Source organism: Desulfotomaculum defluvii, assembly GCF_054657375.1.
Window position 1 is genome coordinate 189,440 of sequence record NZ_BAAHYV010000007.1, and the last position, 15,389, is coordinate 204,828.

Here is a 15,389-nt window from a genome sequence, read left to right on the forward strand (position 1 = left end):
ATACATGGAGCTGTCAAAGGGAAACGCTGAAATACAGGTTGGTATAGCTGATTATAAGGTTACAGCTTCCCCCTATCGGCTGATAACCCTAGGGTTGGGTTCTTGCGTTGGTGTAGCACTTTACGATCCTATTACAAAAGTCGGAGGGCTTTTGCACATTATGCTCCCTGACAGTAAACAATTTAATAATGTTACTAAACCGGCTAAGTTTGCAGATACGGGAATTCCCTTGATGATTAGTGAAATCAAGAGAAAGGGTGGTAATACCAGTCGGTTAACTGCTAAATTGGCCGGCGGTGCCCAAATGTTCTCTGGTCTGGATGAAAAATTTGTCTTAAATATTGGCCAGCGTAATGCGGCGATGGCCAAAAATATCCTGAGGCAGTTAGGTATCCGCATTCTGGCAGAAGAACTGGGCGGCAATCGTGGTAGAACCATGATCTTTGATACAACCAACGGTCAGGTAACTATACGAACCATTGGTACGCCATTGAAGGTGATATAAATGTTAGATTTTGATCGCTTTAAAGAGCGAATTCACCAGACCTTTGGTTTAGAATTAAATAGTTATAAGGAAAATCAATTAAAAAGACGATTAGATAATTTGCTAAGCCGCAAACAATATTCAGATTACCAAAGTTTCTATCAGTATTTAACAAGTAATAAAAAAGCCTGGCATGAGTTTTTAGATTACCTGACCATCAATGTTTCAGAATTCTTTCGGGATGTTAAAATGTTTCAGACCCTGGAGACCAAGATACTGCCGGAGCTGCTGCAAAGAAGAGCGAACCTAAAGATTTGGAGTGCAGCCTGTTCCAATGGTTGTGAACCTTATACCATTGCTATTATTTTAGAAGAGATAGCCAACGGTAATCGGTACCAAATTGATGGTACAGACATTGATAATACTATTTTACAGGCCGCTGCTATCGGTAGTTATGCAGCAGATTCGGTAAGAAATGTTCCAACGAACCGGTTAGCCAAGTATTTTACAAATGAGCAGGGTAAATATTTGCTAGTTAGTAAAATAAAAGCAAAGGTAACCTTTAAACAACATAATCTTTTGGCGGACCCTTATCCCAAGGGCTATGATTTAATCGCTTGTCGGAATGTTACGATCTATTTTACTCGGGAAGCCCAGGATAAAGTAAATGCACGTTTTGCTCAATCTCTAAACACCGGGGGTTATTTGTTTATTGGTGGCAGTGAAACCATTTTTAATTATGCGGAATTGGGTTTTGAGAAGGTTTCCCCCTGCTTTTATCGAAAAAAATAACAAACTAGCGGATGGCTGAAGGGATGGGATAAAATGACTGAAAGGCAGACTTTATCAGATAGTCATCTGGACGTTTTAAAAGAAATAGGGAATATAGGGCTAGGTAATGCAGCTACTGCTCTGGCTACGATGGTAAATAAACGTATTGATATGGCCGTACCCCAGAGCAAATTTCTGATGCTGGATGATCTTATGACATTAATGGGCGGCCTGGAAGAAGTTGTTTGTTGTGTTAGCCTACGGTTAGAAGGGGATGTTCCAGGGCAGATTCTTTTTCTTTTTAACTTAGAGAGTACCTTTAAGCTTGTAGATATGTTGATGGGGATGGAACAAGGCACCATCCAAGCATTAGATGAGATGGGAGAGTCGGTAGTAAAGGAAATCGGTAACGTTTTGACAGGTTCTTTTTTAAGTGCCATTTCTACCTTAACTGGCTTAAACATGACTCCTACTGTCCCCATGTTTGCGACGGATATGCTAGGTGCTGTAATAAGTACATCAATGATTGCCGGCGGATACGTTGAGGATCACATTTTAATGATCGAGACAGTGCTATTTGAAGATCATGAACAGATTAAGGGACATTTCTTTTTGATAACCGAGCAAGGTTCCTTGCAAAAATTATTTACCTCATTAGGGTTATCAATATAATATAGGAGGAGTAAGGAACATGAGTAAACGTATTCTTATTGTTGATGATGCAGCATTTATGCGTATGATGATTAAAAATATATTAATTAAGAATGGTTATGAAGTTGTGGGAGAGGCAGAGAATGGTGCCATAGCCCTGCAAATGTATAAAGAGTTGCAACCCGATTTAGTGACGATGGATATTACTATGCCAGAGATGGACGGTATCCAGGGAGTTAAGGCTATTCGTGCCCTTGATGCCAGTGCTAACATTATTATGTGCAGTGCTATGGGACAGCAAGCCATGGTTATGGAAGCTATTCAAGCTGGAGCTAAGGATTTTATTGTTAAACCCTTTCAGCAAGATCGTATTTTACAAGCAATTGAACGTGTTCTTTCCCGTGCCTAACTTCAACTTTTTCAGTGAGGGGGTGAAAGGTTGTCCAAGGAAGTTTTAAGCCAGGGGGAAATTGATTCACTTTTGGCAGCAATGTTATCTGGTGAAGTAGCCCAGGAGGCCATTGAATATAAGGAAGAAAAGAAATATAAGCATTACGATTTCCGACGGCCCAATAAATTTACCAAGGAACAGCTTCGCACCCTTCAAGTGTTACATGAGGGTTATGCCCGGCTGCTTTCTAATTTTTTATCTGGCTATTTAAGGACACCCATTACCATAGAAATTGCTTCCATCGGTCAATTTACCTATGAGGAATTCATTAATTCTGTGCCCAGCCCCACGGTTATAACCATTTTTAGCTTGGCTCCCCTTAAAGGATCTGCCTTGTTAGAGACGAATCTACAGTTCCTTTTTCCTATTATTGACCTCCAATTTGGGGGTCCTGGGGAAATGCCATTAAAAATAAGAGAACTTACGGATATTGAGTTGTCAGTTTCCAACAAGATCATTAAACAATTGTTGGATCATCTAACTATCAGTTGGAAAGATACCATGTCAGTAACGCCGAAGGTGGAATCTATTGATGCCAATCCCCATTTGCATCAACTTATGTCCCCCAATGATATTGTTGTAGTGATTACTTTTTCCACTGGGGTTGGTGGAGAAGTGAGGGGCTTAATAAATTTATGCCTACCCTATAGTTTGTTAGATCCGATATTATCTAAGTTTTCGATGGCGAACCAGTTTATTAAACCAACAGAACAGGAACAATCAGAATTGACTGCCTTGGAATTTTGGTTAGGTGAATCGGATGTGGCTATCAGCGTTATTGCAGGAGATGCAGATATTTCAGTTAAAGATTTTCTGCAGCTGCAGGTAGGAGATGTTTTGCCTCTAAACAGGGGATTTACCCAAGATTTAGATATGCTAATTGATGATGAATTAAAGTATAAGGTACAAGTGGGTACGGTCGGCCAGAGTTTGGCAGTTCAGGTGACTTCACTGGCCGAGGAGGCGTGGGAAAATGTCTAAACTATTGACTCAGGAAGAAATTGATGCCTTAATGCGAGGGCAAATGTTAAGCGATGATGAAACGGAGACTCCAGAGCAAAATACCGGAAATACCAATGCTGATATGGGCTCGGATGAACAACAGGGGTCAACAGAGAGTTCTGGACTATTGGATCAAGCAGCCATTGATGCCATGCTGCGTGGGCAAATGCCGGATAATCAAGGCTCGGCTGCACCGGATAAAAATTCAGATTATAGCAGCCTGATAACGCCGGAAGAGTTAGATGCACTGGGGGAGATAGGGAATATCTCGATGGGCTCAGCTTCAACAACCTTGTCCGAGATATTAAACCAAAAGGTAAACATAACCAGCCCAAAGGTCAGAATAATATCAAAGGATGAATTATTTAATTCCTTTGAAGTACCTTATTTAGTCATTAAGGTTGACTTTAATGAAGGATTAAACGGTTATAACGTACTGATAATTAAGTTGAACGATGCCGCAATCATGGCAAGCTTGATGATGGGGGGAGACGGTACCCCAATGTACGAAGAAATTTCGGAAATGGAAATTAGTGCAGCATCAGAGGCCATGAATATGATGATCGGTACCGCAGCAACATCCCTGTCTCAAATGTTTCAGCGGACCATTAATATATCCCCACCGATAACTAATTTGCTACAAACAAAGGGAGATCCATTGACCCAACCGCCAAATGATATAGAAGACACTATTGTCGTGGTCTCTTTCGATATGAAAATTGGGGAACTAGTGGATACAGAGATCATGCAGATCATGTCTGTACAGACAGCCAAGGAAGAAGCCAATCTTCTTCTAAAAGATATCATGGGAATGACCATTGAAGAGCCGCAGGACCAGACTAAAACTACGCCTTCAACAGATGCTAACCTACCCACCGAAACTGGTTCAGATCAGTTGTCAGCTACCTTTAACGGGGATACTTTACCGATCCATCCACCTGAAGTACCCGCTGCAGAAACGGAGGCATTACCGAACTTATCATTAGGTTCCCTGGAGCAGAGAAACCTAGACTTAATCTTGGATATTCCGCTGAAGGTCAGTGTCATTTTAGGCAGAACCAAACGACCCATTAAGGATGTTTTGAAAATAGCCCCAGGCTCTGTGGTTGAACTAGATTCCCTGGCCGATGAACCAGTAGATATCCTGGTCAATGGAACCTTAGTGGCTACTGGGGAAGTGGTGGTAGTTAACGAAAACTTTGGTGTCCGCATCACTAACATCATCAGTCCGATGGAAAGGGTTAAACGGCTGGGGAAGTATAACTAGCTGTTAGTCGTTAGCTGTTAGCCGTTAGCTCACAAAGCCTGAGGGGTCTGACTCCCCGGTGAATTAAAGGCAACAACTTGCCTTGGGCATAAAAAAGATGGGAAGTAGTAACTTAAGTAATACATTAAGGCCAATGGTTTAGGTCCATTGGCCTTAACTAATTATTGTTTATTACTAAGCGAACGACTAGATACTAAATCCGAAAGCTGATGGCTTATGTCTAAAAAATAAACCCCAAGGCATATTCTCCTTCATCAACTGACTTGAGGGCAGTGGGTATATCCTTCATTAAACTAACATTATCATTTTGTTCCTCCTGCTTTAAGCCTAGAAGAGGTTCTAATATATTCTCCAGCAGAAAAGTAAGAATATGATCAGCAGAATGTGTTTTGTCCGAGTTCATAAATGCACTGTTTTCTTTCATGGTATTAATAAAGGAACAGTCTCCACCTGGGTAGATGGTGAAAACAGGTCTATAAATCCCACCTTGTTGGCTTAGGGTGGTCATCCGGTTTAATAAGATATCCAGGTTATTAACCTCCTGGGTGAGGATATAATCTTCCTGAATAAAGTCCCGAGTTAAACGATCCAGCAGGGAAAGGGGATGTAAAGTAGCTTTTTTTATTAATAATACCTTTGACATGTATATACCTCCCTTAGATTAGCCGTTAGCTATTAGCCGTTAGCACACAAAACCTAGGGGGTCTGATCCCCACCCCCCAAGTCCGGCACCCGGGGGAGTTATTTTCAATAAGCTAATGGCTAAAAGCTAAATACTAAAGACTATTGTTGTTTTGTATCAATACGGGTCCAGCGATCACTGTCTCGCTGCCGGTACTTTTCCATCATATTAGCAAAGGCTTTGTCTAAATCAATATTCATGGAGTTAGCAAAACACCCAATAATAAATAATATATCTGCCAATTCAAGTTCCAGGTTGTTTTCCGGTTCTCCTTCTTTTTTCGGTTTTTGACCATAAAGGTGATTAACCTCCCGGGCCAATTCACCTACTTCCTCGGTTAAACGAGCAAGCATAGACAGAGGATGCCAATAACCCTCTTCAAATTGACTGATCCAAGCATGTACATCCTTTTGCATGTCTTTCAGGCTCACATTATCACTCCCGCATTTGAAAAAATTCACAGGTATATTATACCACCCACTACCGATTATTGTTACCCCTGGTGTATTTTTCATGTGTTGATGGAATAAAGTAGCACAATCCACAGTATTAATACTTAGGAAGAAAAAGCCTGGGGGGATTTTTGTGCTTACACCAAGATGGATATTATTAAATAAGCGAAAATTGGGTCCCATAATTGCAGTGGCTATAGTTATTGTGTTGGGGGGTATTTTGCTTCAAACTTTATTTTCAGGGCCAAGTCAGTTAGATAACCAAAAAACCTTTGAGACTGCTTTACAAAACACCTTTGTCAGTAAAAGTTTTCGCTTTGATGTAGAATCTAAACTATTAGGGGAAAATGGATTTTACAGCAAGGTGGAGGGTGAACGGGTTATGCCGGATAAGGTACATATTAAGGGAACTGTATTAAAAACACCAGTGGAGTTTACTCAAGTCAGTGATAATACCTATATGAAAGATCCCTTCTCTGGCAAGTGGCTTACTTTAAAGGATATTAAACTATCACAATCTGAACTTTTTATAACAGAGTTGAACCCTTTGGCGAATTTCAACTTCAAAGATATTCCAGAAATTGAGATGATAGGAGAAGAGAGTCTGGATGGTGATGATTGTTTTGTCTATGAATTAAAGCCTAATATTGAGAATGTATTTCTGGAAGAGCAGTTTACAGACTTTCACTATAAAGTTTGGGTTGATAAAAATGACGTGAATATTCGTCAAGCTATTATTAAGGCTAACCAACCAGAAAATGATAATAACGGTCTAGATATAAAAATAAGGTTTTGGGATTATGACCGTGAGTTGCAAATTGATACACCAGTTAGTTAGCTGTTAGAGGAAAGTTAGAAGGCTGGATAGTTGAAAAGTGGAAAGCTAACCTAGGGGGGTCTGACTCCGCCCCCAAAGCCCGACCGTCTTGAGGGACCTGACTCCCCGGTGAATTTAGACGTCAGCCCTCAGCTTTTTTGGCAGTATTGAAAAACTACGAGGTCTGATCCTGTCGATCCTTTAGGTTTAGCAGTACCTGTCAGCTATTAAAACAACAGAAAAATTAAAAAGCTGATGGCTAAATAAATTACTGCTGTTTTTTCGAAGACAGCATTTTTTATGCGTTAAAAGGAAAATCTACTCATATAATCTTCTCATTGGGCTATTGACGAAAATTGACTATATTTGTTATGCTCATTTGGTAGGTAATGACTGGTAAGGAGTGAAAATTATGCATCCCCACGTGGAAAAGATACTATTGGACGAGAGCCAAATTAAAGAACGAATTCAACAGTTAGGACAACAAATTACCCAGGATTATGAAGGGAAAAGTATCTTAATGGTAGGGATCCTTAAAGGTGCCACAATTTTCCTGGCTGATTTAGTGAGAAACATAGAGGTACCTACATATTTTGATTTCATGGCTGTATCCAGTTATGGAGCTGGCACTGTTTCATCCGGGGTAGTCAGGATCTTAAAGGATCTGGATAAAAGCATTGAGGGCAAACATGTGATTATTGTTGAAGACATTGTCGATACCGGGCTTACTCTACAATATATGGTAGAAAATATAAAATCCCGGGGACCTGCCAGTGTAAAGGTCTGCACCTTATTGGACAAGCCCGATCGACGTAAAGTTGAAGTTCCCATAGATTATAACGGGTTCCAGATTCCAGATGAATTTGTAGTAGGTTTTGGCTTGGATTATAATGAGCGTTATCGCAATTTACCTTACATTGCAGTGTTAAAACCGGAGATTTACAGTGTTAGCCATTAGCCTTTAGTCGAAGACTAAAGCTAAAAGCTAAAAGCTGCCGCCTGACTGATTATGTTCCCTTTACCTTTTCTCTATAACTTTTTCAATTACAAAAAACGTAAATATATAGATCGAACGGAGGTTTGTTCATGTCTCTGGCTGAACAGGAATTAATTCTGGTTCTTGATTTTGGTGGCCAATATACGCAACTTATTGCCCGTCGCATTCGTGACTGTAATGTGTACTGTGAAATTGAACCTTACAACATAGCTATTGAAAAAATAAAGGCTAAAAACCCTAAGGGCATTATTTTCTCCGGTGGTCCCTCCAGTGTTTACGGGGAAAAGGCTCCTGCCATTGACCCGACAGTATATAAATTAGGTATTCCGGTACTGGGCATTTGTTATGGTATGCAGCTGATGACCCACCAGCTAAAAGGGAAAGTGGTGCCTGCAGAGATGCATGAATACGGCAGGACCAGCCTTAAAGTGATGCAGTGTGATAATCTTATGAAGAACCTCACTGCCGATGAGGAATGTTGGATGAGTCATGGGGATAGGGTTGAGGAAGTACCCCCGGGTTTTCAGGTTATTGCTCATACTGAAAAAGCACCGGTTGCTGCCATGGCAAACTTAGAGAAGAAACTCTTTGCCGTTCAATTCCATCCAGAGGTGGTGCATACCCCCAAGGGCATGGAAATATTAAAGAGTTTCCTTTTTGATATCTGCAGTTGCAGTGGTTCTTGGAGCATGGGTTCCTTCTTAGATGAAGCCGTGCAGGAGATCAAACAAAGGGTTGGTGATCGTCAGGTTCTCTGCGCCCTCAGTGGCGGTGTAGATTCCTCAGTGGCTGCGGTTCTGGTACACCGTGCTGTGGGGGATAATTTAACCTGCGTATTTGTTGATCACGGTCTAATGCGGAAGAATGAAGCAGAACAAGTGGTCAAAACCTTCCGGGATGAGTTTAATATTAAGCTCATCCATGTGGATGCTTCAGAACGTTTTCTAGGTAAACTTAAGGGCATAACGGACCCAGAACAAAAGCGTAAAATCATTGGTACGGAGTTTATTCGGGTCTTTGAAGAAGAAGCTAGAAAACTTGGTGAAATTGATTTTCTGGTGCAGGGAACCCTGTATCCCGACGTTGTGGAAAGTGGTACTGCCACCGCAGAGGTGATCAAGTCCCATCACAATGTAGGTGGTTTGCCGGAAGATATGAAGTTTGAGTTGGTGGAACCTCTGCGTTGGCTCTTTAAAGACGAAGTTCGACGTTTAGGGGAGGAATTGGGCATACCCGAAGAGATTGTTTGGCGCCAGCCCTTCCCAGGCCCTGGATTAGCTGTACGCATTCTGGGGGAGATTACCAAAGCAAAGCTGGATATTCTACGGGAAGCTGATTTTGTGGTTACGGATGAGATAAGAAATGCAGGTTTACATAGAGAAATTTGGCAATACTTTGCAGTGTTACCAGACATGCGCAGTGTGGGTGTTATGGGTGATGGTCGTACCTATGCCTACGCCATTGTGGTTAGGGCTGTTTATAGCCATGATGGCATGACAGCTGACTGGGCGAAGATACCCCATGATGTATTAGGTAATATCTCCACCCGCTTGGTGAATGAAGTAAAAGAGATTAATCGTGTTGTCTATGACATTACCTCCAAGCCCCCAGGCACCATCGAGTGGGAATAGGGGTCAGACCCCAGTAATATTTGTCGAAATAAGGAGATAGATCTTGAACAGCAAAGATGTAGCAATAGGCAAAGTAGCATATTTTATTTATTATTGCCCCAGTCCAAAGTTTCCAGGGGGAGAATTTAACCTGAGTAACTATGAAGTACTTAAAGGAACAGTTGCTGAACAAAAGGATAATAGCATAGTTATGGAAACAGAAGAATACGGCTTGCTTGAGTTAAAAAATACACCTCTGTTTAAGGACTATGATGAAGCAGATAATTATCGCAAGCATTTAACATTCATATAAGAATATAAAGACCGCCTTGTCAAAGGTGGTCTTTATATGTCTATTCATAACGGACATTCCAGTTTAAGCCGCTGTTATTATCCCAGTTGTCAGCAGAGTCTCGGAAACAAAAGTGACAATTGCTTTCCTTCATCCTTATGGTGGATTGCCAACCGCCGATGGGGGAAGGATTCATTTTTTCTGTGCTGACCCTGTCCCACTGATTGGGGTCACCGAAGCCACAGTGTAAATAAATTTGTGTTGCCCCTGCCTGGGACAGTAACCCGTTATAATATATTGTCACTTCATTAACGAAATCAGTTCTTTTTACGGAAACTCCTGTATAGGTATCAGTCCATTGCTGTATCATGATATCCCTCCAGATTTAATATTTAGCCTCAGCTTTAGTATTTGAATTATTAGTCAAAGTTTTGTTTAATATAGTATGCAGTGTTGTAAGGTTGTTTATTTACATGCATTACTCCCATTAGGAAAGAAAATCAATAGAATATTTAAGAATTGGTTAGAAAAAACCGAAATAAATAGTATCTACGTGTTGAAACCTAAGGAGAGAAATCAATGAATAGCAACCAATGTTACTTTGCAGAGGGCAGTTTAGTTACTATCAAAGATATTTCTTCCGAGCAGGAGCATAAGGGAGAAATTGTAGCAAATTATGGCACCTATCTAGTTATAAATCCGGAGCAATATACTCACATAAATCCTGGTCAGCAAGTTACTGTAGGTATAATCCAGTCTAATAAGCCCTTGGTTTTTGATAGTTATATTTGCTTTCAGGATCAGAAATTAAATAAGCAATTTTGTATCTATGTTCCTTCAAACCTTGATCAAAAAAAGAAACGTAAATATTTACGTTTAGCTATTGAGCTGACAATGGTTTATCGGATTGATGGACAAGAAATCTGTACAAAAACCATTAATATATCTGCCGGAGGCATGTATTTTTTTACCCCGAGGAGTCTTGTTTCAGGTCAAGATATCGAACTGGATTTATTTCTACCAGAGAATACCATCACCATTGGTGCCAGGGTTCTTCGTACCATGCAAAATGCCGCCAGCGTGGAGTTTCATGAGGAGATGGAAAAGATACATTTATTGGCTGCCTATTTATATCGTCAATCTTTACTGAAACGTATCGAAGAAGAAACACCTTAATAATAATGGTAAGATAGTTATGTAAACCTTTGTCGTTGACAGAGATTTAAATATCCTGCTAGTATGGGTTTATAAAAAAATATATTCCGTATATGCTTAGGAATTAGGCTTAAGTGTCTCTACCGGGCGACAGTGAATTGCCCGACTACGGAAGGGAAAGTGTACCTAGGGTTCCACAGCCTGTGGAAGGCTGGTTTGGTCCGAGTGGTACTGGTGCTGCTTTGCACTACACCGAAGGGTTAAAAGCCCAGGCGGTAGGTTTCACTTCTAGGACTATTCTAAGGGAGAAATCTACCGCTTGGGCTTTTTGTTTTTATAGCTAAATATTCATCAAAGGGGGAGCTTTCTTGAACAAAAGGTACAAAATTTCTGAAGTTAGCCAGGAATTAGTGGCCGTTGCCATGGGCAGAAAGCCTGCTGAAATTGTGCTCAAGGGTGGTAAATTGGTTAATGTAAATACTGGAGAGATTTTGCCAAACATGGATGTAGCCATTACCCATGGACGAATTGCCTTAGTGGGTGATGCTTCCCATACCATTGGTGAAGGTACTCAGGTTATTGATTGTCAGGGTTATTATATAACGCCTGGTTTTATGGATGGCCATATTCATGTGGAAAGCAGCATGCTGTCTGTCCGGGAATACGCAAAAACTGTTTTGCCCCGTGGGACAACCACCATTTATATGGATCCCCATGAAATTGCCAATGTCCTGGGCATGGATGGGATTCGTCTGATGATTGATGACAGTAAAGAAGTACCACTGCGGGTCTATGTGGCCATGCCATCCTGCGTACCAGCCACACCAGATTTTGAGGATGCAGGGGCTATATTAGGACCTAAGGAGATTCAGCAGGCCATGGCCTGGGAAGAAGTGGCTGGTCTAGGTGAAATGATGAATTTCCCCGGTGTAATTTATGGAGATCCCAGTATTCATGCGGAATTGCATGCTACCTTGGAGGCAGGCAAAACTATAACAGGCCACTATTCCATACCGGAAACAGGGCAGGGACTTAATGCCTACATTTCTACAGGGGTTCGCTGCTGCCATGAGTCGGTTCGGGCCGAAGATGCCTTGGCTAAGATGCGCTTAGGTATGTATGCTCAACTGAGGGAAGGTTCCGCCTGGCATGATGTTAAGGAGACCATTAAAAGCATTACTGAACATAATATAGATACCCGTTATGCTACCTTGATCAGTGATGATACCCACCCCAACACTCTGTTAACCCTAGGGCATTTGGATCATATTGTTAAGCGGGCCATAGAAGAAGGGGTTAAGCCTATTACAGCTATTCAAATGGTCACCATCAACGTAGCTCAATGTTTTGCTATGGACAAAGATCTAGGTAGTATTGCACCAGGTCGCTGGGCAGATATTTTATTAATCACTGACCTCACCAAAGTCACTGTGGAAAAAGTTTTAGTCAATGGGGAACTGGTGGCTGAGCAAGGTCAAATGCTGGTGGATATTGGAGCTGTAACCTATCCTGAATTTGCCCGGAACTCTGTGCACCTAGCGACGCCCTTAAGAGAAGAGGACTTTGCCATAGCCACAGCAAACCCGCAGGCCACCCAGGCCACTGTCCGTGTTATGGAAGTGATTGAAGCCAAGGTTGGAACCCTGGCCCGACAATGTATACTTCCTGTCCGAGCTGGTTTGGTACAAAATGATCCTGAGCAGGATATAATTAAAGTGGTGGTTATCGAGCGACATCGGGCCAGTGGTACCATGGGTAAAGGCTTTGTCAAGGGACTCAGCCTGCAAGCTGGTGCGGTGGCCTCAACCGTGGCCCATGATAGCCATAACTTATTAATTGTGGGAACTAACGATGCCGATATGGCACTGGCCGGTAATAAACTGGCCGAGGTTGGTGGTGGTATGATTGCTGTTAAGGATGGCAAGGTCATTGCATTATTACCCCTGCCCATCGCTGGTCTTATGTCCGACCAACCAGTGGAAGCAGTGGCCGAAGCAGTGGAGAAACTGGATGAAGCTTGGCAAGAATTAGGCTGCCATATGGTATCACCCTTTATGACCATGGCCTTACTGGCCCTGGCAGTGCTCCCTGAACTGCGCCTAACCAACAGGGGCTTAGTAGATACGGTGAATTTTAAGTTTGTGGACTTGATTGTTGGCGAGGAAGCATAGCTATTAGCCCATGACTCAAGGGGACGGTTCTCTTGAGTCACCCATGACTCAAGGGGACGGTTCTCTTGAGTCACCCAGAGTGTAGGGAACGACCCTTGTGTTGTTCCACACCACATTACAACGGGGTTATTTTAAATTTACCGCAATGTAAATTACAGCGTCTTAAATACATCTAGCTATGATGATACATAGTAACTATATCTATATAAGAACGATTAGTCATTGTGCGACATCCCCTGGCTGTGAAGGCTGATGGCTAATATATTTTTTTGTATAAATTTGTCCTTAGCTCGTTGACAAAGAAGCTAGCTCTTGTTACTATGAGGTTGTACAAATTAAGTGTTCCGTATATGCTTGGGAATTGGCTCAAGTGTTTCTACCGGGCGACCGTAATTGCCCGACTACGGGAGGGAAAGTGTACCTAGGGTTCCACAACCTTTGGTTGGTTCGGACCGAGCGGTACAGGCGTTAGCGCGCTACACCGATAGGGATAAAAGCCCAGGCGGTAGGTTTCACTCTATGTGAGGAGACCTATCGTGCTGGGCTTTTTTTGCTTTGGTTGGGGTCTCTCTCTGTATGATTATTTTTCCGTAGTAAATAATACCTAAGAAACATAGCTAAGGTCAATACTCTCGGAACAGACAACTAAGGGAGGAAATTCAAAGTGCTGGAACAGTTATTCAGGCTCAAGGAGAATAAAACCACCGTTAGAACAGAGGTGGTAGCCGGTCTAACAACGTTTATGACAATGGCTTATATCCTGTTCCTAAACCCCAATATCCTGGCCGGAGCTGGCATGGATAAGAATGCTGTATTTTTTGGCACTGCCATGGCAGCTGCTGTAGTTACCATTGCGATGGGTCTCTATGTCAACTTCCCCATTGCACTGGCCCCTGGTATGGGACTGAATGCTTACTTCGCTACCATTGCTGCCCAAGGACAAGGAATGCCTTGGGAAACCGCTCTGGGTGCTGTTTTTATTTCCGGTATTATTTTTCTTATTCTAACCGTAACTCAGATTCGTCAAATCCTGATGGTTGCTATCCCTGCCTCCATGAAGCGGGCCATTACAGTTGGTATTGGTTTATTCATCACCATCATTGGTTTAAAACTTTCGGAAGTCGCCATTATTAAGGCAGGTCCCGTGATACCCCCTACCTTAGAAGAACTGGAAAAGGGCGGTGTAGCTACCCTAAAGTTTTTTGAATGGAATTCATTCATGGGATCCTTCCATAATCCATCTGTGATCGTTACTGTTATTGGTCTTGTTATTACCGGTATCTTAATGGCCAGACGGGTTAAGGGTTCTCTATTAATAGGTATTATCTTATCTACCATTATTGGTATACCTCTGGGTGTTACCGTAATTCCAGAAAATTTTAGTCCCTTTGCTTTACCTGATCTGAGTAATGTATACGTGGGTAAAATGGATATCATGGGTGCCCTTGAGATGGGTATCTGGACCGTAGTCTTTACCTTCACCTTCGTGGAACTTTTTGATACCTTCGGTACCCTGGTGGGAACTGCTGGTAAGGCTGGTTTGTTGGACGAAAAAGGCCAGTCCCCCAAAATTGGTAAAGCCATGCTGGTGGATGCCTTGGGTGTTTCCTTTGGTTCCTTCATGGGCACCAGTACCGTAACCGCCTATGTAGAAAGTGCCGCTGGTGTTGGTGAAGGTGGACGAACCGGCTTAACTGCAGTGACTACAGGTGTTATGTTCCTGCTGGCACTGGTTATTGCTCCGTTGGCTGGTCTGATTCCCAACGCAGCCACTGCACCTGCTTTAATTATTGTAGGTTTATTGATGGTTTCCGCCATTGGTGAAATTGACTTTAATGATTTTACAGAGGGCTTTCCCGCCTTCTTGACCATTGTCTTAATGCCCTTTACCTATAACATCGCCAATGGTATCGCTGCCGGTATTGTTTTCTACACTGCCTTAAAGGTAGCATCCGGCCGCATCAAAGAGGTTCATTGGATGATGTACCTACTGTTCGCAATTATTGTTGCCCGCTACATGTTCCTGGGCGGTGAGTAAACCTAAAGGAGGTACTGTGATGACAGCTTTGGTTGGAATAGTTTTAGGCAGCGATTCGGATCTGCCGCTAATGAAGGATGCAGTAAAAATACTAGAACAACTGAAAATTCCCTATGAGTTAACTATTTCCTCGGCCCATCGAGCCCCGGACAAAACTGCTGAGTATGCCCGTATGGCTGAGGTCAGAGGATTAAAAGTTATTATAGCTGCAGCCGGCTTGGCAGCCCACCTACCAGGTGTCATCGCAGCACATACTGTATTACCTGTAATTGGTGTACCGGTAAAATCAGGTGCTTTGGATGGGGTAGATGCCCTTTATTCCATCGCACAAATGCCGCCGGGGATTCCAGTGGCCTCGGTGGCCATCAATGGTGCTAAGAATGCTGCCATCTTGGCAGCCCAAATGATTGCCTTGGCTGATGACACACTGAGTAAAAAGTTGTACCGGATGAAGGAAGAGTTGGCCAGGGAAGTGGAGGCCAAGGACAGTAAACTGAAAGAGCTGGGTGTAGAGGGTTACCTTAATAATAAGTAACCTAAAGGAAACGG

17 protein-coding genes and 2 riboswitches are annotated in these 15,389 nt (G+C 42.4%); of the genes, 14 read left to right on the forward strand and 3 right to left on the reverse strand.

Going from position 1 to position 15,389, the window contains the following annotated elements:
- The first annotated feature begins 4 nt into the window (after positions 1-4).
- Genes ACYQ03_RS08030 through fliY form a run of 6 tightly spaced genes read left to right on the forward strand, consistent with a single transcriptional unit; the run spans position 5 to position 4,626 of the window.
- Positions 5-505: a chemotaxis protein CheD gene (locus tag ACYQ03_RS08030; protein WP_459909060.1), complete on the forward strand. Its 501-nt coding sequence runs from the start codon at positions 5-7 to the stop codon at positions 503-505.
- A complete protein-coding gene (locus ACYQ03_RS08035; RefSeq protein WP_459909062.1) occupies positions 506-1,276 on the forward strand; it encodes a CheR family methyltransferase in 771 nt (256 codons plus the stop codon). It begins immediately after the preceding gene.
- Between the two features lie 33 nt (positions 1,277-1,309).
- Positions 1,310-1,927, forward strand: a complete 618-nt coding sequence (locus ACYQ03_RS08040; RefSeq protein ID WP_459909064.1) for a chemotaxis protein CheC — start codon at positions 1,310-1,312, stop codon at positions 1,925-1,927.
- A gap of 19 nt (positions 1,928-1,946) precedes the next feature.
- Positions 1,947-2,315, forward strand: a complete 369-nt coding sequence (locus ACYQ03_RS08045; RefSeq protein WP_459909065.1) for a response regulator — start codon at positions 1,947-1,949, stop codon at positions 2,313-2,315.
- Between the two features lie 30 nt (positions 2,316-2,345).
- A complete protein-coding gene (gene fliM, locus ACYQ03_RS08050) occupies positions 2,346-3,338 on the forward strand; it encodes a flagellar motor switch protein FliM (protein WP_459909067.1) in 993 nt (330 codons plus the stop codon).
- A complete protein-coding gene (gene fliY / locus ACYQ03_RS08055) occupies positions 3,331-4,626 on the forward strand; it encodes a flagellar motor switch phosphatase FliY (protein WP_459909069.1) in 1,296 nt (431 codons plus the stop codon). The genes fliM and fliY overlap by 8 nt, the downstream gene beginning before the upstream one ends.
- Positions 4,627-4,846: 220 nt before the next feature.
- Here the strand turns inward: fliY and ACYQ03_RS08060 are convergent, their stop codons facing one another.
- Complete coding sequence (locus tag ACYQ03_RS08060) at positions 4,847-5,269, reverse strand: hypothetical protein (protein ID WP_459909071.1); 423 nt, start codon at positions 5,267-5,269, stop codon at positions 4,847-4,849.
- Positions 5,270-5,409: 140 nt separating this feature from the next.
- A complete protein-coding gene (locus tag ACYQ03_RS08065) occupies positions 5,410-5,739 on the reverse strand; it encodes a nucleotide pyrophosphohydrolase (RefSeq protein WP_459909072.1) in 330 nt (109 codons plus the stop codon).
- A 154-nt stretch (positions 5,740-5,893) separates the two neighbouring features.
- Between ACYQ03_RS08065 and ACYQ03_RS08070 the strand changes: the two genes are divergently transcribed.
- The 4 genes from ACYQ03_RS08070 (at position 5,894) to ACYQ03_RS08085 (ending at position 9,497) form a co-directional block, all read left to right on the forward strand.
- Positions 5,894-6,598, forward strand: a complete 705-nt coding sequence (locus tag ACYQ03_RS08070; RefSeq protein WP_459909073.1) for a hypothetical protein — start codon at positions 5,894-5,896, stop codon at positions 6,596-6,598.
- A 391-nt stretch (positions 6,599-6,989) separates the two neighbouring features.
- A complete protein-coding gene (hpt, locus tag ACYQ03_RS08075; RefSeq protein ID WP_459909075.1) occupies positions 6,990-7,535 on the forward strand; it encodes a hypoxanthine phosphoribosyltransferase in 546 nt (181 codons plus the stop codon).
- A gap of 128 nt (positions 7,536-7,663) precedes the next feature.
- Entirely contained in the window at positions 7,664-9,205 is a 1,542-nt protein-coding gene (gene guaA, locus ACYQ03_RS08080; protein WP_459909076.1) for a glutamine-hydrolyzing GMP synthase, read from the forward strand.
- A gap of 43 nt (positions 9,206-9,248) precedes the next feature.
- Positions 9,249-9,497, forward strand: coding sequence for a hypothetical protein (locus ACYQ03_RS08085; protein WP_459909078.1), 249 nt, complete (start codon positions 9,249-9,251; stop codon positions 9,495-9,497).
- Positions 9,498-9,537: 40 nt separating this feature from the next.
- On the opposite strand, the gene ACYQ03_RS08090 is transcribed toward ACYQ03_RS08085, so the two are convergent.
- Positions 9,538-9,846 carry a carbohydrate-binding protein gene (locus ACYQ03_RS08090; RefSeq protein WP_459909080.1) on the reverse strand — a complete coding sequence of 103 codons (309 nt, stop codon included), beginning with the start codon at positions 9,844-9,846 and terminating at the stop codon, positions 9,538-9,540.
- A 209-nt stretch (positions 9,847-10,055) separates the two neighbouring features.
- On the opposite strand from ACYQ03_RS08090, the gene ACYQ03_RS08095 reads away from it, so the two are divergent.
- From ACYQ03_RS08095 to purE, 4 genes are all read left to right on the forward strand, one after another.
- On the forward strand, positions 10,056-10,652 hold the full coding sequence (locus tag ACYQ03_RS08095) for a PilZ domain-containing protein (RefSeq protein ID WP_459909082.1): 597 nt from the start codon (positions 10,056-10,058) through the stop codon (positions 10,650-10,652).
- Positions 10,653-10,718: 66 nt separating this feature from the next.
- Positions 10,719-10,820: riboswitch (purine riboswitch) on the forward strand.
- A gap of 233 nt (positions 10,821-11,053) precedes the next feature.
- Positions 11,054-12,802 (forward strand): adenine deaminase, encoded by a 1,749-nt coding sequence (ade, locus tag ACYQ03_RS08100; RefSeq protein WP_459910779.1) that lies wholly within the window; start codon positions 11,054-11,056, stop codon positions 12,800-12,802.
- 324 nt (positions 12,803-13,126) lie between these two features.
- Positions 13,127-13,226, forward strand: a riboswitch (purine riboswitch).
- 240 nt (positions 13,227-13,466) lie between these two features.
- Entirely contained in the window at positions 13,467-14,840 is a 1,374-nt protein-coding gene (locus ACYQ03_RS08105) for an NCS2 family permease (protein WP_459909084.1), read from the forward strand.
- 19 nt (positions 14,841-14,859) lie between these two features.
- Positions 14,860-15,375, forward strand: coding sequence for a 5-(carboxyamino)imidazole ribonucleotide mutase (purE, locus tag ACYQ03_RS08110; RefSeq protein ID WP_459909086.1), 516 nt, complete (start codon positions 14,860-14,862; stop codon positions 15,373-15,375).
- Positions 15,376-15,389: the final 14 nt, after the last annotated feature.